A 23,941-nucleotide genomic window follows, 5' to 3' on the forward strand; every position below is an offset into this window, starting at 1 on the left:
CTAAATAATAAAAGTTTGTTTTTCTGTATTTTTGATTACAATCTCTAATTTTTCTACATCAATGATATGCGTCAATTTGCATTTAGGGCAGAAAAGAGGAAAATCTTTTAATACAGTATTATGAAATACTTGAACTCTCGTCTTTCCGTTACAAATCGGACATTTTATCCAATATTTTTTAAGCATTATATTTCACTCGTCCTTTTTACACAAAAAAATGCAGGTCAATCCTCAACATGAGCATTGACCTGCATTTATAATGCACAGAGCAGTACAACAAAACTAAGGCATAGCTTGCACTATGTCTATACTATATCTATACGTCGTTAGTTTTTTGTATAGCATCCGCAAAATAAGCATGACAAAAAAGCCCATGTTGAAAATGGGAAAATCCTTTTTTTCAATGCTTATCTAATACGCATGCTATGCAACATAAACGCCGCCTCCTTTTACATAAATTTTATTTTATCAGAAAATCAGTCTACTGTCAATACACAACAGGAAGTATTTAACCTAATGATATGAATTGTGTGGACATATCCAAAAAGAAAGGTGAACTGTAAAATGTAACAGGGTGAATGAAAATGGCAAAAAGACCCGTACCATTGTACGACTTTAAGGCTTTCGGGGCAGCTATAAAAGCCGCGAGAAATGAATACGGCGAGAGCCGCAAAAAGGTAAGCGACGAGTTATATATTTCCCCGCGCTACCTTGCGAATATCGAGAACAAGGGACAACAGCCGAGTTTACAGGTATTCTATGACCTTGTAACCCGGTATCATATTTCGGTAGATCAATTTTTCTTCCCGAACAGCAATGCGGAGAAATCCACCGGGCGGCGGCAGCTTGACGCGCTGCTGGACGGTATGAGCGATAAAGGCATACGGATTGTAACCGCAACAGCAAGGGAGATAACGGAAGTCGAAAAAGCAGAGGATTAACCTCACAATATGAGAAATCGGGAGATTGCAGCGCATGGCGGCTGCAATCTTTTTTTGCGTCCAAAATCAAAGGAACGCGCAACAAATACCGCCTTTCGGTGGGGGTATGGAGTAGATAGCAAGCACAGCAAACGAGTACCCGTTTGCGGAAAATGCTTGTTGGGATAATCCCAAACCCTTATACCGAAAGGCGGTGCGGAAATGGAAAACCGAAAGAGAAATATACAGATGAAGTTTTACGTTACGGAAGAAGAAAAGCGGCTGATCGACGAGAAGATGAAGCAGCTTCCCATAAAGCAGTATGGGGCATACTTCCGTAAAATGGCGATAGACGGGTATATTCTTGTCGTTGACCGAAGCGACACAAAAGCATATATCCGGGAACTGCAAGCGGTGAGCCGGAACATCAACCAAATTGCAAAACGCGCCAATGCGACGGGGACGGTTTACAGGCAGGATATAGAGGACATTAAAAAGGCGGTGGACGAGATATGGCGGTTACAAAGACGCACCCTATTAAATCAACCTTAAAGGCTGCGATAGACTATATCTTAAATCCCGAAAAGACAGACGGGAAGCTGCTTGCGTCCTCTTTCGGCTGCGGGCTGGAAACCGCCGATATTGAGTTTGCATGGACGCGGGAAGCTGCCGGAGATCGCGGCACACATTTAGGGCGGCACTTGATACAATCCTTTGCGGTGGGAGAAACCACACCGGAAGAAGCGCACAAAATCGGCATGGAACTTGCCGGGGCGGTATTAGGCGGCAAGTATGAGTTTGTTTTGACAACTCACGTCGATAAAGACCATCTGCATAATCACTTGATTTTCAACGCGGTTAGCTTCGTTGACTACAAAAAGTACCATTCCAACAAGCAAAGCTATCACTTTATCCGGCGCACCAGCGACAGGATATGTAAAGAGCATGGGCTATCCGTCGTCGTACCGGGACAGGACAAGGGAAAAAGCTATGCAGAATACACCGCCGAAAAGCAAGGGACAAGCTACAAAGCAAAGCTGAAAACGGCGATAGATACTCTCATTCCCCAAGTGAAAGATTTTGACGAACTGCTGCGCCGCTTGCAGGAAATGGGGTATGAAATCAAACAGGGCAAATACATTTCCTTTCGCGCTGCCGGACAGGAACGGTTTACCCGCACAAAGACGCTCGGCGCGGCCTATACGGAAGAAGCGATAAAGGAGCGTATCAAGGGCGTGTATGTTGCCAAAACAAAAACGCTGCGGGAAGATAAGAAAATCCGGCTTGTCGTCGATCTTGAAAACAGTATCAAAGCCCAACAGTCGGCGGGCTATGAACGGTGGGCAAAAATCCATAATCTGAAACAGGCTGCTAAAAGCATGAACTTCCTAACCGAAAACAAGATTGAGTATTATAGCGAACTTGAAAGCAAGATAGCCGATATTATGACCGCTCATGACGCGGCGGCAAAGGCGGTTAAGGAAGTGGAACAGCGTATGTCTGATTTGTCGCTGCTTATCAAGCACACCACCACATACCGACAGTTAAAACCGATTTACGATGAATACCGAAAATCGCCGGACAAGGAAAAGTATCTGCGGGGGCATGAAAGCGAAATTATCCTGTTTGAAGCTGCGGCAAGGGCATTAAAGGAAATGCAGATAAAGAAGCTGCCCGATCTCGCCGCGCTGCGCAAGGAGTATAGAAGCTTAAACGACAGGAAAACCAAATTGTATGAAGATTATCGGCAAGCCAAGAAGCAAATGCAGGAATACGGCGTTGTCAAAAAGAACGTCGATAGTATTCTTTACCCGTCCCAAAGCAGGGCGCGGGAGCAGGAGCGATAAGGCGCAAAACATGGGGTGGCAAGTGGAATGTTAAGGGCTGAAAACGCCTGTGTTTCTGCGGCTTCCAGCGCATGAAAACGACATAGACGATAAAGTATATTCAAACCCGCAAAAACGGCTTTCTAATTGTCCACGCAAGGACAAAAAAAGAACAGGGGCGCGGTGCCGGAAATCGGCAACCGCGCCCCTGTTCTCTATGGGCTATTCCTCGTCGGTCAAGATAAACTCCCTTTCGGAAAACTCGCTGTCCGTCATGGCTTGCAGCTTGTTCACCGCTGCGGCGGCAAGCTGGCGCATATCCTCGTCCATGTAGGGCATGGCGGCAAGGATATTTTCAAGCGTTGTTTCCCGGCTGTCCTCGGCGTAGATCGCAACAATGTTTTCTTCCTCAATGGTAAAGCGGGTATTCATGCTATCAAACCTCCAAATCCTTTTTATGCTCTTTCTGTTTATCTTTCGGCTGCTGCGCCGCCTGTTTCTTGTATTCGTCCAGCTTCTTCAAAATGGACGGTTTTTTCTGCGGCTGTTCCCGTTTCTCGGCTTTTACCGCTTTTGCAAGGTCGGTAACGGAAATCGCTTCCCCCGCCTTTGCCCGCTGCTCAAAATCTGCAACGGTGGGCGTTTGCGGCGTATTGTTGATAAGCCCGTCAAAATTGTTGTCGTTCTGCTCTATGGTGTCCTCGACGTGCTTTAAGGGATTATCCCGCTGCGGCTGCTCGGCGGCTATGGCATAAGCCTGTGTGCCATTCCCCATAATGAGATACTTCCCGTCCTCCGACGCATGGTGAAAACCAAATCCCGCCGCTTCGATCTGTTCACGGCTCATATCGGTAATATGAAAATTGCCCCTCGGCGTTCTAACGGTTTCACCCGTCAAAAGGCTGTCGGGGGTCGCTTCCGGCTGCTGCTTTTCAAGCTGCCCGTCCTTGTAGGAATATCCTTGCGCCGCGATTGCTTCAAGGGTCTTGCCCGTAACGTCGCCATAAATCCGCTTGTCTGCGTCAACCAGCATTTGCAAAGTGTCTTGTACGGTGTCGGACAAGGCTTGCTGCTGTTCGGGCGGCAGCTTGTCAAATACGGGGGTCTGCTGCTCCTGCAAAAACTCCGGCACTTGCTGAAAACCGATACTGTCTACATAGTGGGCGGTGTCCTCGTCGTTCTGATGAAGCACAACAATGTCGGAAACGGAAAGGCTATGCCCCTTAAAGTCGGCGGGGTGGTCGATATTAAACCTTTCCCAAATGTCGCCCAGCGTCATATCCTTTGTAAGCGGTGCAGTATAGACGAGTTCATAATTTACCCGGTCAATGGTAAGTCCAGCCGCTTGCAGACGGTCATAAGGCTCAAAGCGCAAGTCCCTTGTTTCGTCCCCGCGCTTTAACTGATAAATGGAAAAGGTATCGCCCTGCTCCTGCTCGGCTTGCCGCTGCTGCTGCAACTCGGTAAAATGCCCCTCAATCTCGGTAATGAGTTCCTTTGCGGTGGTCTGTATTGTTTCAAGGGACGCTTTTAACTCGGTCATTTCCTTGCCGCTGCTCCAACCAGCCACATAGCCGAAAGAGTAATCGGAAGTATCAAGGCCGAAATGCTGGCAAACCGTATAAGCGACGCTTTCCGCTTCTACCTCGCAGGTATGGCGGTCAACGCGGTTTTGCTGCTCCGGCGGGGCGTTTAAGTCTACGTCGTGCAGCTTCGCATGGGCGATTTCGTGAATGGCGGTCTTTACCGCCTGTAATTCACTCACGCCCTCTTTGATTGCAATACGCTTGTCGGTCAAACTGAAATACCCATTTGCGCCGTTTGTGATCTGCTCAAATGCAATCGGGACGGGGGACGCTTTTTCAAGGGCGGCGAAAAAATCCTCGTACTGCTCCACATCGGCAAGCAGCGGTTTAACGGAAAGGTCGGGAAACTCCTTGCCCTCGGTCTGCGAAATATCAAAGACGGTTATAACCTTAAAGGCGGGGACGGTGATTTCCTTTTCTTCCTTTACCACTTTTCCCTCGCGGTCAAGCATGGGCTTTCTCGTTTCGGGGTCGATTTTATCAACCAGCTTTTTCACCTTGTAGGGCGCGGGGGCAAAGATTTTAATGCCTTTCTCGCCTTTCTTTACATGGCGGTCAAACTCCTTTTCCCATTGACGGAAGCCCATTACCAAATTGCCGCCCTGCATAGCAATTAGGATAGTGTTATTCAAACTATAATCATGGAACTTTGACATAGCGGTTAGAAACTCTTTGTAGCGGTCGCTGTCAAAAATCGCCTGTACGCCCTGTTCCAAACGCGCGGTGATCTCCTTTACCTTTTCGGCGGGCTTTTCGGAAGTAAGGATAATGGGGACGACGGGGCGGGGCTGCTGCGGCTCTGCGGCCTGTGCGTCTGCTTGCTGCGTTTCGGCTGCGTCCATATAGGCTTTGTCCTGTTCGCCGCGCTCCGGCTGCGGGTAACTCATAATGCGGTATTCTTCCGGCACTTCGCGCCCCTCAAACTGCCGTTCCCACTCGTCGCCGCTTTCCACGATATAGCCGTACTCGGTAAACGCGCCTTTTTCCTGCGCGGCAGCGTTCCTGCCAAAAGTAGAAAGGTCAATGCCGCCTTTCCATTCTTCGGGCATTTGTACCATGCCGGATTGATTTAAGTAATAGTCGCCCAAATCGTGGTAGTTATGTACTTCGGGGATATGGACGTAAAAATCCACGTTGTAGGTGAAGTCAATTACCTGTCCAATATTTGCAAGCCCGTTTTTCTGCTGCAAAGCTGCGTTCAGCTTGCCAACCTCGGCGGGGTCAAGCTGTTCGAGCCGCGCCGCAAGAAAATTGAGTTCGTCCACGTCGGCGGCGCATACCATTTCATAAGGCAAGGCAATATGTTTCTCCGGGTCGTCGGAATAGCCGCGAATGGAAAAATCCTGCGGGTTGTCGGCGGTAATGCCGACGTTCCGCATAGCTTCGTGCAACTGCTCCTTTGTGGCGGGCATATCCAACCAATAGCCGCCGGGGTCGCCCGCGTCAAAGCGGCTGCGGTTGCCTATCATAATAGAAAACTGTTCGCTCATGTGTTCACGCTCCTTTTCCTGCCCGGTATTTTCGGGGATAGCTGCCGCCTGTTGCTGCTGCGGGGGTTCTTCGCCCTCTATGGTGTAGTCCGGCATGAGCATACCGTTTACTTTGAAATAGTCGGCGTACTCCTGCGGGATAGGCGGGGAGATTTCCGTAAACAAGCGGTCATACGCTTTGATACGCCCATTCAGATACTTTTCCATAGCTGCCTTGTCGGTGAAAACCTTTCTATCTTGTCCGGCAATCTTCGCTTGGGTTCTGCTTGGGCTGTTGGTGCGCACGCTCCATGTAAGCGTCCATGAATACGGGATAGATTTCTGCGCTTCTTTGTCGTAGCGGGTATTCTCGTAAATGTAGTAATTCATCTGATATACCCGATTGCTGCGAATATGGCGGTTATGCTCGGTGGTCTGCCACTCGTTAGCGGTGTGCTGGACGTGCGGCGTTCTCACATATTCAAGTGTTTTATCCAGCAAAAGCGTTCTTCCCGCCTGTTCTTCCCATGCGGCGGCGCGTTCTTTAAGGTCGTCAAAAATCGCCTGTTCTGCCGCCGCGCTTTCGCTGCGCATGGAAAGTAGCTGCGCAATCGGCAAGGAAGCATAAGGGGCAATCTCCCTGTCCTTTGCTTCAAAATATATCCGGCGTTCTATCCGCATGGTTTCGGCGGCTTCTAATTTGTCATGGTCGTATGAGGAATACGGCATATTCTTTCATCACGTCCTTTCTCGGTCATATAAGGGTTTGGGACTATCCCAACAAGCAAAATGCCCGCGCTCTCTATGGGAAGCGCGGGCATTTCTCGCAAACGGGTACTCGTTTGCTGTGCTTGCTATGTAGTTGTTTTTATCCGTAAACGCCTGTTTCTCTCGCTTTGGGCTTTCTGTCTGCGGCGTATCTTTGCCGCGCAATCGGGGCAGTATTTCGCCCGGTTGCTGCCCGCCGCAAACGTGCTGCCGCATACCGCGCAACGCTTCAAATCGGTTTCCCCGCTGCGGGTGATCTGTTCGCAAAGCTGCCTGTCGGCGGGTAATACCGCTTCGCGGAAATAGCGGCATAGCAGCGAATAGCTGATACTCTGCACACAAACGCAAGTTTCCCCGTCGTCCAGCAGCAGACAATTCCCGCAATCGTTGTTTGCACAAGCGGCGCGGGTCATTTTCTTTACGGCGCGGTATTGCTTTTCATCAAGCCTTATCATTTTCGGTTCTGCTCGACGCGGAAGTTTACATACTTGCCGCCTGTGTCGGCAAGCAGCACAACTCCGTCAAAGGTCTTTCCCGTCTTGGTCGAGTACATACCTTTGATTTTTACCTTTCCGTCTTTCAAAAGGGCGGCGGCAATCGCCTTTGTGAAAGCCTTTTTGCGCTGCTCAAAAAAGCGGTCATTCTTCCACATCACAAAGCTGCAAGCCCTGTCGGAGCAGTAAAAGTTTTTCTTGCCCTCGTAAACCGCCGCGCCGCAACGGGGGCAAGTGCCGATTGCTTCCCGCTGCGGGGTAAACAGCTTCGCTTTATCCTCGGAAATCGCGGAATAGGTCTTGACAAGCCCCGCTGTCATTTCCTCAATCCCGCGCATGAAGTCGGCGGGGCTGTCGCTGCCCTTTGCAATCCCGGTAAGGCGCGTTTCCCATTCTGCCGTAAGCTGCGGGGACGTAAGGCTGTCGGGCAGAATAGCGACAAGGTTATACCCGTCCTTTGTGGGGATTAGCTTTTTGCCCTTGCGCTCGGCAAAGCCCGCGCTAATGAGTTTTTCAATGATACCCGCCCGCGTCGCGGTGGTGCCTAACCCTTTGCGCTCCGCGTCCTCCGGCGTGTCCTCCTTTCCCGCACTCTCCATAGCCGAAAGTAACGTATCTTCGGTAAATGCCTTTGGGGGCTGCGTGTAACGTTCGGAGATCTCCGCTGCCGGATTGTCAAAGGTCTGCCCCTCGGCAAGCGGGGGTAAAACCGCTTCCGGCTCTGCGTCCTCGTCCTGTTCCCCGGACGCGGCGCGGGATAGTCTTTCAATCTCGCGCCAACCCTCGCAAAGCGTCGTCCTGCCCTTTGCGGTAAAGGTATAGCCGCCGCAAGTGAAAACCGCCGTAACCGCTTCATACTCATAGGGCGCGGCAACGGCGCAAAGCAGTTTTGCGCACACAAGGGTCATTAGCTTTTTCTCACTTTCGGCAAGGGAAGAAAAGCCCGTTTTCACAAACTCCGCTGTCGGCAAAATGGCGTGATGGTCGGTTACTTTGCTGTTGTCGCAAATCCTCGCAAGGTCGGCTTGCAGCTTCACGCCCTGCATAAAGGGGAGAGCAGCGCAAAGGCCGGTGATAAGTTCCTTTGTGCTGCCCTCCATATCGGAAGTGATATATTTGCTGTCGGTGCGGGGATAGGTCAAAAGCCGTTTTTCATAAAGGGCTTGCGCATAGTCAAGGGTCTGTTTCGCCGTAAACCCATACAAACGGTTTGCTTCCCGCTGCAAGGCGGTGAGGTCAAACAGTTTCGGCGGGGCTGCGGTCTTTTTCTCTTTTTTAAGGGAAGTACAAACGGCCTGCGATTTCTCGCAAGCCGCTTTCATCTGCCGCGCCGCCGCTTCGTCGTCCTGCCTTTCGGAAAGGGCGGCAACGCCGCCAACGTCCAGCCGGACGACATGATATTTCTCTTTCTTAAAGCTGCTGATTGCATAGTCGCGGTTTACCAGCATAGCAAGGGTGGGCGTTTGCACTCTGCCGACATTCAATGTTTTATGGTAGAGGATAGAGAAAAGGCGGGTCGCGTTAATGCCAATGAGCCAATCGGCCTTTGCTCTGCAAAGCGCGGATTGATAGAGGTTGTCATAGCCGCGCCCGTCTTTGAGATTTGAAAAGCCCTCGCGGATTGCACTTGCTTCCATGCTGCTAATCCAAAGGCGGGAAAAGGGCTTTTTGCAATTCGCCTGTTCATAGACAAAGCGGAAAATGAGTTCCCCCTCGCGCCCGCTGTCGCAAGCATTGATAATCTCGGTAACGTCGCTGCGGTGCATAAGGTCTTTGAGAATGGAAAACTGCTGCTCCTTGCCGCTGGCAACAATAAACTGCCACTCCTGCGGGACAATGGGAAGATCGTCGTACTTCCATTTACGGAATTGTTCATTGTAGGTCGCCGCGTCTGCAAGGCTAATCAAATGCCCGATACACCACGACACAAGGTAGCCGCCGCCCTCAAAATATCCGCTGCGCTTTTCATTCGCGCCCATAACGGCGGCAATCGCCGCCCCGACGCTCGGTTTTTCTGCAATTACAAGTTTCATAGATTATCGTCCTCCTGCTCGGTCTGTTCGGTTTCGACTACTTCCGTTTCCTCGTCGTCCTCGTCAAAATCAAGGTCGTCAAGGCTGCTGCTGCCTTTCGCCGCGTCCTTTTTGGGCTTCAAAATCTTAAAGTAGTAGAACGCGCCGCCGCCCGCTGCGGCAACAAGCAGCACGACAAGCAGAATACCCATGCCGCCGCCTTTTTCTTCTTCCGGCGGCTGCTCGGTTTCTTCCGGCTCCGGCTCGGCTTCCACACCCGCGCACTCGCTCATGTTGACGCTGCAAACCGGGCAAGCGGTGTTGACGCTTCCGGCAACGCATTTATCGGTGCAGCTACAAACGGGGGCTTCGGTCTGCCCGTCCTCCATAAGGGCGGTTAAATCCGCTTCGTCCACTTGGTTAAGGAAATGGACGGTATTTTCCCCGTCCTCGGCGCGGTCAATGATGATGTAAAAATAGTTGCCACTTTTGGTAACGACGGTGATAAACTGCTTGTCGCCGGACGCTTCACCCGTTATATCGTCCACAAGGGACATATTCCCGTCCGGGGTAAGGGGCTGCGGCTCATAGCCGCCCGTCGTTTCTTCCGGCTCGGTTTCCGGCGCGGGGGTTTCCTCGGTTACGGGGGTAGGCGTGTCGTCGCTTTCATCGCCACCGCCCGCATAAGCGGTAACAGAAAAGCCGCACATGATAACCAGTGCGGCAAGCAATACGGTAAACTTTCGGATTATCTTTTTATTCTTCATTGTCGTTGTCCTCCTGTTCGGCGGGGTAAGTGGCTTCCGGCTGCGGCAAGGTGATTTCGCCGCTGGCGTAAGCGGAGAGGAACGCGGCAAGCTGCGTCCCGTCAAGGTGTACCGCCTTTACCATTTGCACGATCTGCGCGTTTTCTTCCTCGACTTTCTGCGCTTCAAGGTCTTTCAGCTTCTTTTGCTGTTCAAGGATTTTTGCCCTCGTTTTCTCAATATCCCTTTCGATACGGTCAAGTTTCGTGTTCGCCATAGTCATTTACTCCTTTCCAAACTGTTCTTTCCATGAATAGCTGCGCCCCAATCCCTTAACGGTTTTAAGATAGGGCATAGCGTTTTCTTCCAAAGTCGCCGCCCGGTTAAATAGATCGGGATAGTGTTCTTTGAGATATAAAATCTCTTGTTTCTTCATGCTCGGACAAAAGAAACAGGACGATTTACCCGGCTGCGGCAATCCTGCCGCTTTGATTTCCCGGATACAATCGTCCCTGTTCCAGCCCCATTCTTCAATGAGGGGGTAGCGGTTATGATATTTTTTGTCGGCTTCGTTGTACTTGCGGGAATGTTCATACCGTTTCACTTCTCCCGCGTCATAGCCGATATAGCGGTTGACTTTCTCGCCGCGCTGCCATACTTCGCGGCAAGGCGCATAGTGGTTGCAAAACTTTTCCTGCGGTGCGATTTTGTGTTTCTGCGAACAACGCTTATGCCCGTAGGCAATCGACGGGAGCGTATGAGAGCGCAAGCACTCGGTTTCAAGAGATAGGCGGTTGCCGTAGCGGTCAACATACTGCACAACGGTAATCTGCGGCATACCGTGTTCCGCAAGCCATTGATTGATTATCTCGATAAATTGATAGGTATGCGGGTGTTCCGCGCCCGTATCGGCAAAGGTGATAAGGTCAATCGGGATTTTGTGCTTGTATAGGCCAATAAGTAAGGCGGCACTATTCGTGCCGCCGCCAAAAGATACAATATTCATTTTTCAACTCCTTTTAATTGTAATTTAACCGCCCGTAGGCGTAAAAGTGGGATTGCCAATAGCTGGTGTCCAGCTTTGAATACTGGATAGGGTCGCCACAATGCAGCATGACGGGGCTTCCGTCCCCGTCCTCGCCCACATAAATCCCCACATGGGAAACGCCGGGGGTGTCGTATGTACCCGTAAAGAACACCAAATCCCCCGGCTGCGGGTTAGAAACAGGGGTTGAGATGTTGTAAAGCCCTTGCGCCCCAAGTCTGCCCGTATTGTATAGGCCGCTGTTCGTCAACACATAACTCACAAAGCCGCTGCAATCAAAAGAGGTTTCCGGGGTGCTGCCGCCCCACACATAGGGAAAACCGACGTATTTATCTGCTTCCTCCATGAGCCGCGCAAACTTTTCATCGGAACCCAGCAGCGCGGCGGGTACTTCATAATCGGCGGGCGGGTTTTCATAGTATTTAGACACATAGCCGGATTGCGGGAAAAGGTCGGGTCTGTTTCCCAGCGACGACATATACATAGCGTACATGGATAGCTGTTCTTCGCCCATGATGTAAACGGGGACATGGGAGAGGTTGAAGTTTTCCAAATCCACATGAAGAATGTAATAGTTATAGGGGACTTCAACCGTATAGGGGTTGCCCTCGCTGTCCGTCCTTGTTTCGGTGCGGTAGCGTACCTGTACTTCTTCCTCGACCGTCAAGATATACTGTTTCTCAAAGAGCATTTCAAGGGTGCTTTGCACTTCATCGAGTGTAAACACGCCCTCATGCCACGCGGAAAGGATAGAAATTAGCACATAGGGGTCATGCTCGATCTCGTCCGCGTTTACCCGGTATTCGTCATAGCCGGGGTATTCGCTTTCGATATTGTCCAGCATATCTTGTAACTCGGCTTCCATAGCGGCATACGCGCTTTCCGCGCCCGTTATATCCGCGTCCTCGGAGAGATAGGACGACGCAATCAAGCCGCTGCCGCTGTTGCCGCCAAAGAGGGAGCAAGAGGACAGCCCGCCGAAAAGCAGCAGCACGATAAAGGCAATCCCGCCCACAATCAAGCAGCCTTTCCAATGCCGGACAACAAAGAACGTCGCCCGTTTGGTTTCCTGCGCGGTTTTCTTCGCCGCCTTTGCGGTGGCTTCAGCGGTTTTTTTCGCTTTGCCGCCCGCTTTCAGCGTTTTTGCATACTGCTTTTTAATGCGCTGCTTCTGCCAAAAACGGGAAATGGGGTTGGAGTGCGCAAGCGCGGGGTTATCGTGCAACGCCTTTTGATAGAGAAAATCTGCGTTTGCCTTTACCGCTTGTTTTTCCGCTGCCGCCGCTGCCCGGTAGGGTTTCAGCTTATGGCGGCGTATGCCGCCCTTAACTGCCCGCGCCGCCATGCCGCCCGCTTTCTCTCCGGCAAGTTCTACCCGGTGCCCGCTTTCCACACCGACGTTTTCTTTCTCTACCTCGTAGATTTTCCCATGTACGGTACTGTTTAACTCCTGTGCCGGACGGGATAAGGGGTTATGCCGCAACTTGCCGTTTGGGGGCTTATCCGTCTTTTCAAAGGAAAGGCGCGTCTTTGCCTTGCCTTTCGCTTCGTCAAAAACGCGCTCTTTCTTGATTTTGGTCTGCTTGGGGATAGCCGCCCGCGCTGCGTCTAAACAGTCTGCCGCCTTATCCGATTTCTTGATCGCTTTTTGAAGTTCCGGCGTTGCCCGTTCCGCTTCGGAAAACTGCAAGCGGGAAGAATGGGTTTTAGGCTGCGTCGCGTCAAGGGCTTTTTTCTCCGCGCCTTTTGCTGCGTGTCGCTCAATCTCTGCGCCGATATGCTGCACAACCTTTTCCGCTGCCACCCCTGCGGGGGCTGAATAGTTTTCTTCCTGCGGCCTTTCGCTGATACTGGACGTTTCGCCCGTCGTGAGGTTTTCCGCAACCGCACCGTCGCGGGTCATTTTTTGCGTTACCTTGTCGGGGGCTTTCAGTTCCTTGCTCAATCTTCATCACCTCCAATCCGCTGTTTTGCAAGTTCGCAATAGTCGGGGTTTAACTCAATGCCGATATAGCGGCGGTTAAGCCGTTTTGCTACCATGCCCGTCGTGCCGCTGCCGAAAAAGGGGTCAAGGACAATCCCGCCGATGGGACAGCCCGCCAAAATGCACGTTTCCGCAAGTTTCGGCGGGAACGCTGCGAAATGCCCGCCATGATAGCCGACATTGTTAATCTGCCAAACGTTGCGGCGGCTGCGGACGGGAGAAATCAACTCGTCGGCGTATGCGCCCTTTTCGCGGGGGCGGTTGATTTTCTGCGGTTGGTTTTGCCCCGGAACAGTAACGTTATACTTATTTCCTTTGCTAACTCCGCTTTTCAGCCGCCCCGCCGTTGTGGGGGCTATCGGCTCGGCTACTGCTTGCCAATCGTAATAATACTTCTTTGACTTGGTAAGCAGAAACACATATTCATAGCAGCGGGTCGGCCTGTCCCGCGTGCTTTCCGGCATGGGGTTTGTTTTGTGCCAAATGATAGAACTGCGCAAATACCAACCGTCGCCCCGCAAGGCGAGGGCTACAAGCCACGGAATACCAATTAAATCTTTGGGCTTGCAGCCGGGGGCGCGGTGGTTAAACGCCACTTGCTGCCCGTTCCTGCCTTTGGGGTATTTGGGGTCTTGGTGGTCGGCTTTGCTGCCTGTGCCGCAATAAGTGTCCGCGATATTCAGCCAACAAGTACCCTCCGGCGTAAGCACCCGCTTTACCTCATGGAATACCGCCGTAATACGGGAAACATATTCCTCCGGCGTTGCTTCCCGTCCGATCTGCCCGTCTGCGCCGTAGTCCCGCAAGGCATAGTAGGGTGGGGACGTTACGCAACAATCAACTGCATTTTCCGGCAAGGTTTGAAGCACCTGCAAGCTGTCGCCGCAATAGATTTTGTCCATTTCTATCCTCATGCCGACACCTCGCCGGGTTTGGTCGTCATTACACGATAGAGTTCCGTATCTTGCGGGAAACGGTCAATAAAGGGCAAAATCACGTTGCCATAGAAGATAAGCCCCTCGCCCGCGTCGGAATGGGTTACATAGGTCATTTGCTGCTGCGAAATGTTAAGCTGCTTTGCAAGGATTTCCCTGTCGCCCTGGGCTTGGTTGAGCATATACACAAAATCGCTGTTTTCAAAAATGTTCTCCACCTCGCGGGACGATAACAAATCTTTCACGTTTTGGGTGATACCTGTCGGAATACCGCCCCATTTTCTAAAACGCTTCCAAATCTCAACGCTGTACGCTGCGGTCTGTTCCTCTTTGAGCAGCAAATGAAACTCGTCGATATAGTACCGCGTCGCCTTGCCTTCGCTGCGGTTTATGGTAACTCTGTTCCAAACTTGATCTTGGACAATGAGCATACCGAGTTTTCGTAGCTGGGTGCCGAGTTCTTTAATATCAAAGCAGACAAGGCGGTTGTGAATGTCAACGTTTGTTTGGTGGTTAAACACGTTCAAACTGCCATTTACATAGAGTTCCAATGCCGACGCGATACGCTGCGCTTCCTTTTCCGGCTGCTTCTTGATTTCATTGTAGAGGTCGCCCAAAATCGGCATATTCTCCGGCTTCGGGTCTGCAAGGTAGCTGCGGTACACGCTGATAACGGCGCGGTCAATCAAAGTCTTTTCAACCGCTTCCAGCCCGTTTTTGCCGCCCATAATCAACTCGCAAAAGGAAAGGATAAAATCGCTCTTTAAGGCTATGGGCGTGTCGCCCTCGCTGTAATTGAGGTTTATATCCATCGGGTTAATGTACTGCGTGCTGTTCTGCGAAACCTTGATAACCTGCCCTTTCAGCCGTTCCACAAGGGGGTAATATTCCGCTTCCGGGTCGCAAATGATAATATCGTCTGCGGTAATGAGAAAAGCGTTGGTGATCTCGCGCTTTGCCGAAAAACTCTTGCCGCTGCCGGGTGTGCCGAGTATCAAGCCGTTAGGGTTCTTCAGCCTTTTCCTGTCGCACAAAATCATGTTATTCGATAATGCGTTTAAGCCGTAATACAACGCTTCGCCGCTTTGGAACAGCTCTTGTACCGTAAAGGGGACGAAAATGGCGGTGCTGGAAGTCGTCAAGCCCCGCTGGATTTGGATTAGGTTTTCGCCCAATGGGATAGAGGACATAAGCCCCTGTTCCTGCCGGTAGTCAAGGCGGGTGAGCATACAGTTGTATTTCTGTGCGATACTTGCGGCCTGAAATACGTCGTTGTCCAATTTCTGCTTTGTGTCTGCCACATTCAAAACTAACAGCGTAAGCAAAAACATTCGCTCGTTCCGGCTCTGCAAATCCCGCAAAAGGTTTTTCGCTTCGCCGCCGTAGGTGGCAAGGTCGGACGGAATTATATCCATATCGTAGCCGCTGCGGATTGCCTTTTTCTGTTCCTCGATTTTCATACGGTCAAGGTCGGTGATTTTCCGCTTGATCGTCTTGATCGCTTCGTTGTGGTCGATACTCTGAATGTGCAGATTGACGACAATCCCGTTTTCCGCTTCCATGAAGTCGGCAAGCATACGGTCTGAAAGTTCCGGCGCGGCAATCTGCAAAAAGGAAACCGCGCCAAACTTCCCGCCCATTTGAAACATTCGCCCGTCGCCAAAACGGAAAGAGGACGGGGCAATAAAGTCTTTGACGGAAAGGCCGCTTACGGGTAGCCATTCCCACGCAAAGTTGAAGCGTTCCCCGTCCGGGTGGAAAAGCCCATGCAGCACTTCAAGCCGCTGCTTCCCGTCCAATACCCGCGCCGCCGCGCCGATCACCTTAAAATGGTTGAGGGTGTCCGTTTCGATACGGGCAAGCCGCGCCCGCGCCGATTTAATATCTTTTGCTTCAATGGTAAAGGTGAGAAACTTTGTCTTGATAAGCCCGTTGTTGCCGCGTTCAAGCTGTGTTTGCAGCATTTCGGTGTATTCGGCTCTGATACTGTCAAAGTCGTCATTCTGTGGGGCAATCGTGATACTGCTCTTGAAATCCTCCTTGTTCGCATGGCGGCTGATTAAGGAAAGCTGCACACTGATAGAAGCGTCAAAAGAGTTATACATATCGCAAAGGGCTTCAAAAATGGCGGTCTTGTCGTCCGGCTGCGCAAGCTGATAGTTAATATCTTCAAACTCAATGCACTTGGAATACCGCCCGTTTGCAAGGCGGCAAATCCCGTCCTTATACATTCGTTCAAACGGTATGCTGTCCTGCGCCGTATGGGGCTTCCCGTCGCCCTTTGACTGCCGGATAAGCGCGTCGATCTGTTTCTTTTCCTGCCGCGTAAGTTTACGCTTTTTGTTTTGGGTCTTTCCCTTTTCCTTTGACAATCGCCCGTACCTCCTTATCTAATCGCTCCTGCCGCGCAAGGGCGGTATAAAAATTGTTGGTCTGATAAGGTCGCTCTTTGGGGCGAAGAAACTTCACTTCCACAAATTGCCGTATAATCACTTCCAGCGGTTGCCCGTTCTTCTCGTACATAGCGAGTAGGAACATGGGCAGCATGGCAAGCACCATGCACAAAGCCGCCGTTGTCGTTCCCGCGCTGTCCTTTGTCAAAAAGAATAGCGGTAGCCCGATAGCCACCGCCGCGCCGAAACAGAGTAATTGTCTTTTGGTAAGGTTGAACATTACCTTGCTCTTGATTTTGGTTAAATCCTTTGGGACGGTTACATACGCCATTTCAAACCTCCTTTCCGGCAAACCGTATGTCGCTTTTGATTTCATTTCCCCATACGTCCCAACCAGGGGTATGCTGCCTTGCAAACAGTTCAATACGCGGTAGGTCGCCCATAAGGGCAAGTATCTTTTCCCGCGTTATATCCGGCTTTTTGCTGTGCTGCTCAACAGGGGAAATAATAAATTGATGTACCTTGTTTGATTGTCGCTTCGGGTGTCCTTTGGTAGCAAGCAAGCAGATTTCCGCATTTCCTCGCGTCCAAAAGCCCAAGCCATAAAACCAAGTGGGCGATTTCCGATTTTGCTTTAACCATACAAAGGCAACGGATTTATAGGTAAATCCCCAAGCCTTGATTAACTGCAACGCTTCTTTAAGCTGCGGGAACGTCGCCCATAGGAATAAAATACAGTCCTTATCCGCAATTTCTTTGACGGGTAAAGCGCAAAGTTCCTCAATACTCATAGTGGGATAGTGCTTTTCCGCTGCGCCCTGTACCTTGCTTCTCGCGTATCTCCAAGGGGGATCGGCGTAAATGATTTTGTATTTCTTCATCTGCACCCCCTTAATGCGCGCTGAATACGGATTTTGCAAGGCTTCCCGTTTTGAAAAGCGTAAAACACAAGAGGACGGTATAGCCCATGCAAGACCAGATCGCGCCGGATATGTCATCGGTTGCTGCGATTGTCTGTATCAAAACCGCATAAATACCGACGCACACAAGAATTAGAAAAGCCTGAAAACCGAGGGCAAGCAAGGATTTTAAGTAGTTCTGTCCCATGCCGCCCCATTCACGATTTACCATTGTCGCAACGGGGATAGGGGCGATACTCGTTACAAGGTATATTTCAATCATGCGCCCGTACACCACCAGCATGATACAGATAGACAACGCTTTCATGGTAAGCCCCACAAAGAGTGATTGAAACCATAGCCCCAAAAGCCCGCCGACGCTCATAGCGTCCAGCTTTGCTTCTATATCGGTGATAACGGTTGCAATATCTATGCTTGTGTCGGATATGATAACGCCCGCGCTGTCGTTGACGACGCTCTGTGTAATGTCAAATACGCCCATGACGATGTTCCAAGTATTTGTTACCAGCAGCACCGCAACAAAGGTTTTGAAAATCCACTTGAAGAAAATCCAAGTGTCGAGATCGTGCAGATTGTTTTTCTCAATTACAAGCTGGATTAGTTCGTAGCACATGACAAAGGTAATGATAACGCCCGCAATCGGCACAATGACGTTTTCCGATAGGCTGCGTATCATATTGAATATGCCCGCGTTCCACCCGGCGGGGGTTGTGCCGACTTGCGTTGCGATTTCTCCAACCTCTGTATTTACGCTGTCGAACAGCCCGGAGAGATTAGAGAGTATTCCGTCTGTCAAAATGCCGCGAAACCAATCTTCAATCATCTGCCATATCAAAAGCTAATCCCTCCTTTCCCGCGCCCTCCCGCGTGAAGCGGGAGAGCGCGGCGGGTAGTGTTAGTTTGTGGCATTATCCAAACAGGCCGGAGAGCAGCGGGACAAGGGTAAGGCCGATAAGGGCAACGCCGCCGCCCGCCATCAACTGTTTCATGCCCTGCGACTTCGCGCCGGGGTTATCGTTGCCGTACCCCTCCATGAGGTTAATGCCGCCCCAAATGCCAAGTCCTGCGCCAAGCGCGATTACCAAAGTCTGCAATACGTCAACTGCGCTGTTGAAAAAATCCATATAAACCTCGCTTTCTGCCGCTAAAACGGCTCAAAAAATGTTGTTGGAAATAAAAATGCCGCCGTTTTTATTCGGCGGCTGCGTCCTCGTCGGACAAATCTATTTCGTATATGTCAAAGGGTTCGTCGGGCTTTACGATTGCCGGACGGGTGGACATATACCGTTCAACGTCAAAAGCGTTTTTCTTGTCGAAGTCGGAAAGGTATTTGTAGTTCGGGTGCTGCGTTATATCGTACTTATCGCTGAAAAAGGGGCGCACGCCGCGCAACTGCAAAATACATTTTCCTCCGTCCATAACTGCGATTTCGTCCTGTGTCATCAACTCCTTTCCCAATTTCTGATAATTGAGGCCATGAGAAACCTGCGTGCCGCGATTTTCGGAAGTGTTGAAACTGTCGATTGTTTCACGTCCCAAGTTCTCCGAAATATCCTTTGCATTTTTCCCGCGCCCTCCCAAAAACAAGGTGCTGTCGGCATTGTCAAGTATGATTTCTGCCGCGTCCTTGTAAATGGCTTTTAGCTGGCTCTGCGATTGCAGAATGATAGAAGCCGAGATTTCCCGGCTGCGGATTGTGGCAATCAATTTTTCAAACTGCGGGATTTGTCCAATGTTTGCAAACTCGTCTAACAGGCAGCGAACATGAACCGGCAGCTTGCCGCCGTATTCGTCGTCGGCCTTGTCGCACAAGAGATTAAATAACTGCGATTGCAGCATAGCGATAACAAAATTAAACGTGCTGTCCGTATCGCTCATAATCAAAAACAAAGCTGTTTTTCTGTCGCCTAACGTGTCAAGTTCTAATTCGTCGTAGGACATAAGATCGCGCAATTCCTTTATATCAAAAGGAGCGAGCCTCGCACCGCAAGAAATGAGGATTGATTTTGCGGTTTTGCCCGCCGCCAATTTATATTTTCGGTACTGCTTCACCGCGAAATGGTCGGGGTCGCGTTCTTCCAAGTCGGCAAACAGCAAATCGACGGGGCTTTGATATTCCTCGTCGTCCTCGCGGGCTTCGCTGGCGTTGATAAGTTCCAACAGGGTAATAAAGTTCATTTCCTCGGCGGGGGCTTCGTACCAGATGTAGCCCACCAACGCGCAATACAAAAGCCGTTCTGCCTTTACCCAAAAATCCTCCGCGCTTTTTTCTCCCTCACCTTTGGTATTCGCTATCAACGTATTTACCAGCTTCAAAATATCTTTCTCGCTGCGGATATACACAAAGGGGTTGTAGTGCATAGATTTTTTGAAGTTAATCGTATTCAGTACCTTAATGCGGTAGCCCGCCCGTTGCAGCAGCTTCCCGCACTCAATCAAAACCGTACCTTTCGGGTCGGTTAAGACGTAAGAGGAATGAAGCTGCATTAGATTAGGTTTGACAAAAAATCTTGTTTTTCCGCTGCCGCTGCCGCCGATCACGACGACGTTCTTATTTCTCGCGTACTTCGGCTGCTTCGGGCGGCTGTTCATGGTAAGCCGTTCCGTCTGCGTCAAAATGATGTTGTTTTGGAAATCCGGGTCTATGTAGGGCTTTATATCTTCGGCGTTTCCCCATGAAGCGTTTTGTCAAGTGCTTTTCGCAATTTATTGACGCAAAACAGGATTTTTTCAAGAGAAAAGCCCCATGCGGTCAACATGGGGCGAGTTGATAAAGTGAAAGTGCGAAAGTGCAAGGTGCAAAGGCTCTGCGTTTTGCACTTTCATTTTGCAGTTTCGGGCGGCTGCTTCTTCTTGATGAAGTTGTACCATTGACTTCCAACGCGCCTTGCGCCCAATATGCCGCCCATGCTGCGCTTGGCATTTTGTACCGTTCTTTCGGATATTCCGGCTTCGGCTGCCGCCTTGACAATATCCTCGCTTGCCATTTCCTTACCGTCTGCAAGTAAATCGAGTATCAACCTTTCCGCTTGCTCGGTCTTGGTTTCGGTGTTGCCGCCTGTGCCGGACAGCAGTTCATCAGCGGTAATGTCATATTCGCCTATCCATGAAAAGCCGCTTTCCGCGCCCAACGAAAACGCCATAGGCTTACCCTCCGGTGCAAGGGAAGATTTGTCGTGAATGATAACGCGCACATTCGGCTCTCGTTTCACGCGCCCTATGAGCAGCACACTACGAGCGGCGGCTCGGAAGTCGATAGAGCCTAATCCCCGGTATGCGCTCTGACCTCCGGCAGCTTTGTTCAAGTGCCCGATAAGCACAACGGCACACCCGGTACGCTCTGCAACTTCGGCAAGGCGGCGAAAGATAGGGCGTATTTCGTTTGCCTTGTTCATATCCGTTTTTTCGCCTACATACGCCTGTATGGGGTCAAGGATTATAAGACGCGCCCCGGTCTGCCGGATTGCCCTTTCTATGCGTTCATCGGATAAGGACAATTCCTGTTTGCCCTCGTCAATGACAAGTACCCGGTCAAGGTCTGCGTCCGCTTCCATAAGGCGCGGCTTGACGGTATCGCCCAAACCGTCCTCTGCGGTCTGATAGATAACATTAAAAGGCTCATGCTCTGCCATAGCCGGAAAGGGCTTGCGGTTGGTACAGGCGGCGCAAAGGCGCAGGGCAAGGGTGGTTTTTCCCTCGCCGGGGTTGCCCTGTACGATTGTTACCTTTCCAAAAGGGATATACGGCTCCCATAGCCATTCAACGGTCTGTGTGTCAACCTCGCTCATGCGGATAATTTCAACGGTTTCTTCCTGTTGCGGCTCACGCAAGCCATAGACAGCTTCGCGCAGATATTTTCCGTCTGTAATTTCCTCTTTACGCTGTAAAACCTCGTTCCAGTCTTTGAACAACGGTACAAGGCGATTGACGGTGTAGCCTTGGGGGATAATGCTGTTAAGGCGGCTGCAAGCGTCTGTCCCGGCTTTGTCGCTGTCAAGGCAGAGATAGACGGTCTTGATATTCGGACGGTCAGAGAGAAAACGCAGCAGGGCTTTTTCACTCACGCCGCCCAATGACAGATAGCTTTGTTTCTGCCATTCCTTTTTGAACAGGCAGAGGAAAGATAACAGGTCAATGGGGGCTTCAAAGACAAAAAGCCTTTCGCCCTCGCCCCGGTAGCAGAAGTTAAAAGTCTTGTCGCTGCCTTTCACATCAAGCCGGAAGCTGCCCACCGTTCCCCGTTGGTGGGCATATCTCGGTATGCCGCTTTCATCTCTGCCGACAAATACGGCGTTATGGTGGGCGGCTTCCTCGTAGAGATCGCCGCAGGAAAAGAAAAAGCCCGACACATCTTCATCAATGCGCCGGGCGGCTGTAAGGTAGTTCCTCGCTGTTTGGTTGTCGGGGCTTTTGGGTGGTAGTCTGAATTGCAGATAGACGGGTGGGGGTGCTTCGCCCCGTTCGCCTATCAGCATTTCAACGGCTTCAAGAAAACTTTTGCCGTAAAACTCCATGACAAAATCAATCGGACCGCCGCCTTTGCTCTGGCTGTGCCGATACCATCTGTTTTCTCTGACCGTCAAGCTGTCGTGCCGTTTCCAACGGTACTCCTGTCCGGCGCGTTCAAGCTGTTCGCCCTGGGCTTGCAGGAATGATACAAGGTCGGTCTGATTTGCCCGGTCAATCTGTTCTTTGGTGTAGGTCATAGGGAAATATCCTCCTTTTTGCGTCTTGGTGTTTGGTGTGTCTGTTCCTGTGTGCGCTGCTCGGCTTGCTCTACAATATCAATGCACTTTCGGATTTGCTGTAACTCCTTAACCTCGCTGCGCTTTGTTTTCAGTTCTTCATATTCGCCTGTGGATTGGGCTTTCAGTTCGTCAAATTCTTTCTGCCACTCGGACACCTTGAAAGACTTTGTACCCTCCGGCAGATTTGCGTGCAGGAAACGGTTGGCGGCGTTCCAGATAATGAGGTCGCTTTCGTGGGCTTGCTCAAATTTTTCTCTCTTTTTGCCCCATCCGTTTTTCAGCGTTTTCAGTTCATCGTGAATGGGCTTCAAGCGGTTGTAGTTGCTGCCATGCTCGATAAACTTTTCCAATGTCCTCATGCGCTTCTGCTTGGCAACAACGCTTGTATTCAGCCGCTTTGCTTCTTCATCAACAGAGGAAAGGGCAGCGTCCAAATCTTCAAGGGTAGCAATGCCCTTGCTTTGCAGATAGACAATCGCCTTGCTGATTTTTTGCAATTCCCCGGCAGTATGCTGTTGCTGCCAGCCCTGTGAATACTTCCGGCTTTTCTCTCGTTCAATGCTCAAATACCTTGTAAGCAGCGTGGCAATATCGGGAGAGTGCGGGGCAGCTTGCAGTTGCTTCTTAGCGGCGAAAACCTCCGCAAGCCATTCTTTCAAGCTGTCGATATAGCCCCGGATTTCCCGCATAAGTCGGTTGGTCTTTTGTATCATGCGGTTGATTTCTCCCTTGTCGGTGGCTATGCCTTTCTTCTCCATTTGGGAAGCTGCAACACCCATGTGGACGGTGGGGAGTTCCTCAATACCACGCTCTGCATGGCTGCGGTGGTCGATACGCTCCGCGCTGCCGCTTCGCTCTAAATAGTCGTTGGCAAGGTCAGCCCACGCCTTGCGCCATAGGTCGGCGTTCTCCTGCCTGTTCCAGTCCATAAGGTCAACCTTGCGCGTCTTGTATCTGCCGCTTGGCAGCTTTACGCGCTCCCCATTTTCGTCAAGGACATATTCCTTTTTTGACTTCGCCGCCCATGTGCCTTTTTCATCAAGGGGGCGCATAGTCAAAAGGATATGAGCGTGTGGGTTGCCGTTGCCTGTGTCGTGGATATTGAAGTCGGCGCACATTCCTTTGGAAACAAATTGAGAGGAACAGTATTCCCGGACAAGGCGGGTCTGTTCCTCTCTTGAAAGTTCAACAGGTAGGGCGATTTCGATTTCCCTCGCAAGCTGTGAGTTATTCGATTTTTCGATTTGCTCCACGCTGTTCCATAGAATAGAACGGTCAGAGAAAGAGGGTGGGGCATGGGGCGGCAGCATGATTTCAGAATGAACAACGCCGCCTTTTCTTGTATAGTCGTGGGTCAGTCCGTCCCACTCGTTTGTCAGCTTCTCTCCGGCGCGGTAGGCTGCTGCGGCTACGGCAGATTTGCCCTTTCCCCGGCTGACAATCTTAATGCTGCAATGGTAGATTGCGATAGTATCACCTCCCGATACGGTCAACAAAACCCCATGAAAGTGAATAGCTTGCAAAGCAAGGTGTTCGCTTTCGTGGGGTACACAAAAGGGTAGACAGCGCAAGCTGTCGCAGGGAAAGTGTAGGTTTCCCTGTCGCGGCGCAAGCCGCCAATCTCTGCACAAGGCAATAATGCCCGGTGCGGAGATAAAGCCCTCGGCAGAGCGCACACGCCCGTTAGGGTGTATAAGTGCGCCCTTGTGTGCAAGGGTAATTCTTCGGTGTCGCTTCTCCGGCTCGTTTTCTCAAAAACTCCTGCGCTTTGTCGCTGAAAACCGCGGTGTAGAGGAAGTCGCGGGCTTCCTGTTCTGACATATCAATGAGTGCCGGGACAAGGCTTTCAAGGTAGCCGCCCCGCGAACAAAGACGGTGGTTGCGCTCCTTGCGCTTCTCAATGGCAAGTTTGCGGTCAAGCATTTTGTTCCTGTTCTCATACTGCCGGATTTTCTTCTGTGTCAGTTCCATTTCGGGATAAGGTAAAATAAGTTGCGCAAATTGAAAATCGCATAAAAGAAGACATAGCTTGCAGGCTCTGGTAGAATGAAGTAACCACACACCATTCGAAAGGAGCAAGCAAACTATGTCCGAG

21 protein-coding genes and 1 pseudogene are annotated in these 23,941 nt (G+C 50.9%); 3 read left to right on the plus strand and 19 right to left on the minus strand.

From position 1 onward, the window contains the following. On the minus strand, positions 1 to 186 hold the full coding sequence (locus tag H8Z83_RS17245; protein ID WP_003431289.1) for a cysteine-rich KTR domain-containing protein: 186 nt from the start codon (positions 184 to 186) through the stop codon (positions 1 to 3). Between the two features lie 398 nt (positions 187 to 584). Here H8Z83_RS17245 and H8Z83_RS17250 point away from each other — a divergent pair, with 398 nt between their 5' ends. The 3 genes from H8Z83_RS17250 to H8Z83_RS17260 all read left to right on the plus strand — a co-directional run bounded on the left by H8Z83_RS17250 (position 585) and on the right by H8Z83_RS17260 (position 2,767). Then, the gene (locus tag H8Z83_RS17250) at positions 585 to 941 is read left to right on the plus strand and encodes a helix-turn-helix transcriptional regulator (RefSeq protein ID WP_002584957.1); all 357 of its coding nucleotides are present in this window, start codon (positions 585 to 587) and stop codon (positions 939 to 941) included. 201 nt (positions 942 to 1,142) lie between these two features. Then, complete coding sequence (locus H8Z83_RS17255; protein WP_002584958.1) at positions 1,143 to 1,472, plus strand: plasmid mobilization protein; 330 nt, start codon at positions 1,143 to 1,145, stop codon at positions 1,470 to 1,472. Next, entirely contained in the window at positions 1,433 to 2,767 is a 1,335-nt protein-coding gene (locus tag H8Z83_RS17260) for a relaxase/mobilization nuclease domain-containing protein (RefSeq protein WP_002584959.1), read from the plus strand. Before H8Z83_RS17255 ends, H8Z83_RS17260 begins: the two co-directional genes overlap by 40 nt. A 201-nt stretch (positions 2,768 to 2,968) precedes the next feature. Here H8Z83_RS17260 and H8Z83_RS17265 read toward each other — a convergent pair whose 3' ends face one another. The 18 genes and pseudogenes from H8Z83_RS17265 to H8Z83_RS17350 all read right to left on the minus strand — a co-directional run. Then, on the minus strand, positions 2,969 to 3,178 hold the full coding sequence (locus H8Z83_RS17265) for a transposon-transfer assisting family protein (protein WP_002584960.1): 210 nt from the start codon (positions 3,176 to 3,178) through the stop codon (positions 2,969 to 2,971). A gap of 4 nt (positions 3,179 to 3,182) precedes the next feature. Further along, positions 3,183 to 6,530, minus strand: coding sequence for a YodL domain-containing protein (locus H8Z83_RS17270; RefSeq protein WP_002584961.1), 3,348 nt, complete (start codon positions 6,528 to 6,530; stop codon positions 3,183 to 3,185). 125 nt (positions 6,531 to 6,655) lie between these two features. Then, positions 6,656 to 7,024: a cysteine-rich VLP domain-containing protein gene (locus H8Z83_RS17275; RefSeq protein ID WP_002584962.1), complete on the minus strand. Its 369-nt coding sequence runs from the start codon at positions 7,022 to 7,024 to the stop codon at positions 6,656 to 6,658. Beyond that, positions 7,021 to 9,096 (minus strand): type IA DNA topoisomerase, encoded by a 2,076-nt coding sequence (locus H8Z83_RS17280; RefSeq protein WP_002584963.1) that lies wholly within the window; start codon positions 9,094 to 9,096, stop codon positions 7,021 to 7,023. Before H8Z83_RS17280 ends, H8Z83_RS17275 begins: the two co-directional genes overlap by 4 nt. After that, the gene (locus tag H8Z83_RS17285) at positions 9,093 to 9,842 is read right to left on the minus strand and encodes a DUF4366 domain-containing protein (protein ID WP_002584964.1); all 750 of its coding nucleotides are present in this window, start codon (positions 9,840 to 9,842) and stop codon (positions 9,093 to 9,095) included. Before H8Z83_RS17285 ends, H8Z83_RS17280 begins: the two co-directional genes overlap by 4 nt. Further along, positions 9,832 to 10,098: a DUF4315 family protein gene (locus tag H8Z83_RS17290; protein ID WP_002584965.1), complete on the minus strand. Its 267-nt coding sequence runs from the start codon at positions 10,096 to 10,098 to the stop codon at positions 9,832 to 9,834. The genes H8Z83_RS17285 and H8Z83_RS17290 overlap by 11 nt, the downstream gene beginning before the upstream one ends. Positions 10,099 to 10,104: 6 nt before the next feature. Beyond that, positions 10,105 to 10,827: a phosphoadenosine phosphosulfate reductase domain-containing protein gene (locus H8Z83_RS17295; RefSeq protein WP_002604475.1), complete on the minus strand. Its 723-nt coding sequence runs from the start codon at positions 10,825 to 10,827 to the stop codon at positions 10,105 to 10,107. Between the two features lie 13 nt (positions 10,828 to 10,840). Next, positions 10,841 to 12,769 carry a C40 family peptidase gene (locus H8Z83_RS17300; protein WP_425516017.1) on the minus strand — a complete coding sequence of 643 codons (1,929 nt, stop codon included), beginning with the start codon at positions 12,767 to 12,769 and terminating at the stop codon, positions 10,841 to 10,843. A 38-nt stretch (positions 12,770 to 12,807) separates the two neighbouring features. Beyond that, positions 12,808 to 13,764: a DNA-methyltransferase gene (locus H8Z83_RS17305; protein WP_002604477.1), complete on the minus strand. Its 957-nt coding sequence runs from the start codon at positions 13,762 to 13,764 to the stop codon at positions 12,808 to 12,810. After that, positions 13,761 to 16,157, minus strand: coding sequence for a VirB4-like conjugal transfer ATPase, CD1110 family (locus tag H8Z83_RS17310; protein WP_002604478.1), 2,397 nt, complete (start codon positions 16,155 to 16,157; stop codon positions 13,761 to 13,763). The genes H8Z83_RS17305 and H8Z83_RS17310 overlap by 4 nt, the downstream gene beginning before the upstream one ends. Next, positions 16,117 to 16,509 (minus strand): PrgI family protein, encoded by a 393-nt coding sequence (locus H8Z83_RS17315; protein WP_002604479.1) that lies wholly within the window; start codon positions 16,507 to 16,509, stop codon positions 16,117 to 16,119. Before H8Z83_RS17315 ends, H8Z83_RS17310 begins: the two co-directional genes overlap by 41 nt. Position 16,510: 1 nt before the next feature. Then, on the minus strand, positions 16,511 to 17,059 hold the full coding sequence (locus H8Z83_RS17320) for an MT-A70 family methyltransferase (protein ID WP_002604480.1): 549 nt from the start codon (positions 17,057 to 17,059) through the stop codon (positions 16,511 to 16,513). Positions 17,060 to 17,069: 10 nt separating this feature from the next. Then, positions 17,070 to 17,933 (minus strand): VirB6/TrbL-like conjugal transfer protein, CD1112 family, encoded by an 864-nt coding sequence (locus H8Z83_RS17325; protein WP_002604481.1) that lies wholly within the window; start codon positions 17,931 to 17,933, stop codon positions 17,070 to 17,072. 73 nt (positions 17,934 to 18,006) lie between these two features. Beyond that, positions 18,007 to 18,222, minus strand: coding sequence for a Maff2 family mobile element protein (locus tag H8Z83_RS17330; RefSeq protein WP_002604482.1), 216 nt, complete (start codon positions 18,220 to 18,222; stop codon positions 18,007 to 18,009). A gap of 67 nt (positions 18,223 to 18,289) precedes the next feature. Next, positions 18,290 to 19,783 (minus strand): annotated as a pseudogene (locus H8Z83_RS17335) (VirD4-like conjugal transfer protein, CD1115 family); the annotation flags it as partial. A gap of 137 nt (positions 19,784 to 19,920) precedes the next feature. After that, the gene (locus H8Z83_RS17340) at positions 19,921 to 21,804 is read right to left on the minus strand and encodes an AAA family ATPase (RefSeq protein ID WP_071143481.1); all 1,884 of its coding nucleotides are present in this window, start codon (positions 21,802 to 21,804) and stop codon (positions 19,921 to 19,923) included. Next, entirely contained in the window at positions 21,801 to 23,339 is a 1,539-nt protein-coding gene (mobQ, locus tag H8Z83_RS17345; RefSeq protein WP_207732087.1) for a MobQ family relaxase, read from the minus strand. The genes H8Z83_RS17340 and mobQ overlap by 4 nt, the downstream gene beginning before the upstream one ends. 190 nt (positions 23,340 to 23,529) lie before the next feature. After that, the coding region (locus H8Z83_RS17350; protein WP_243185116.1) for a DUF3847 domain-containing protein at positions 23,530 to 23,941 on the minus strand (412 nt) is incomplete at its 5' end.

The organism is Dysosmobacter segnis, from assembly GCF_014297285.1.
Taxonomy (GTDB): Bacteria; Bacillota; Clostridia; order Oscillospirales; family Oscillospiraceae; genus Oscillibacter; species Oscillibacter segnis.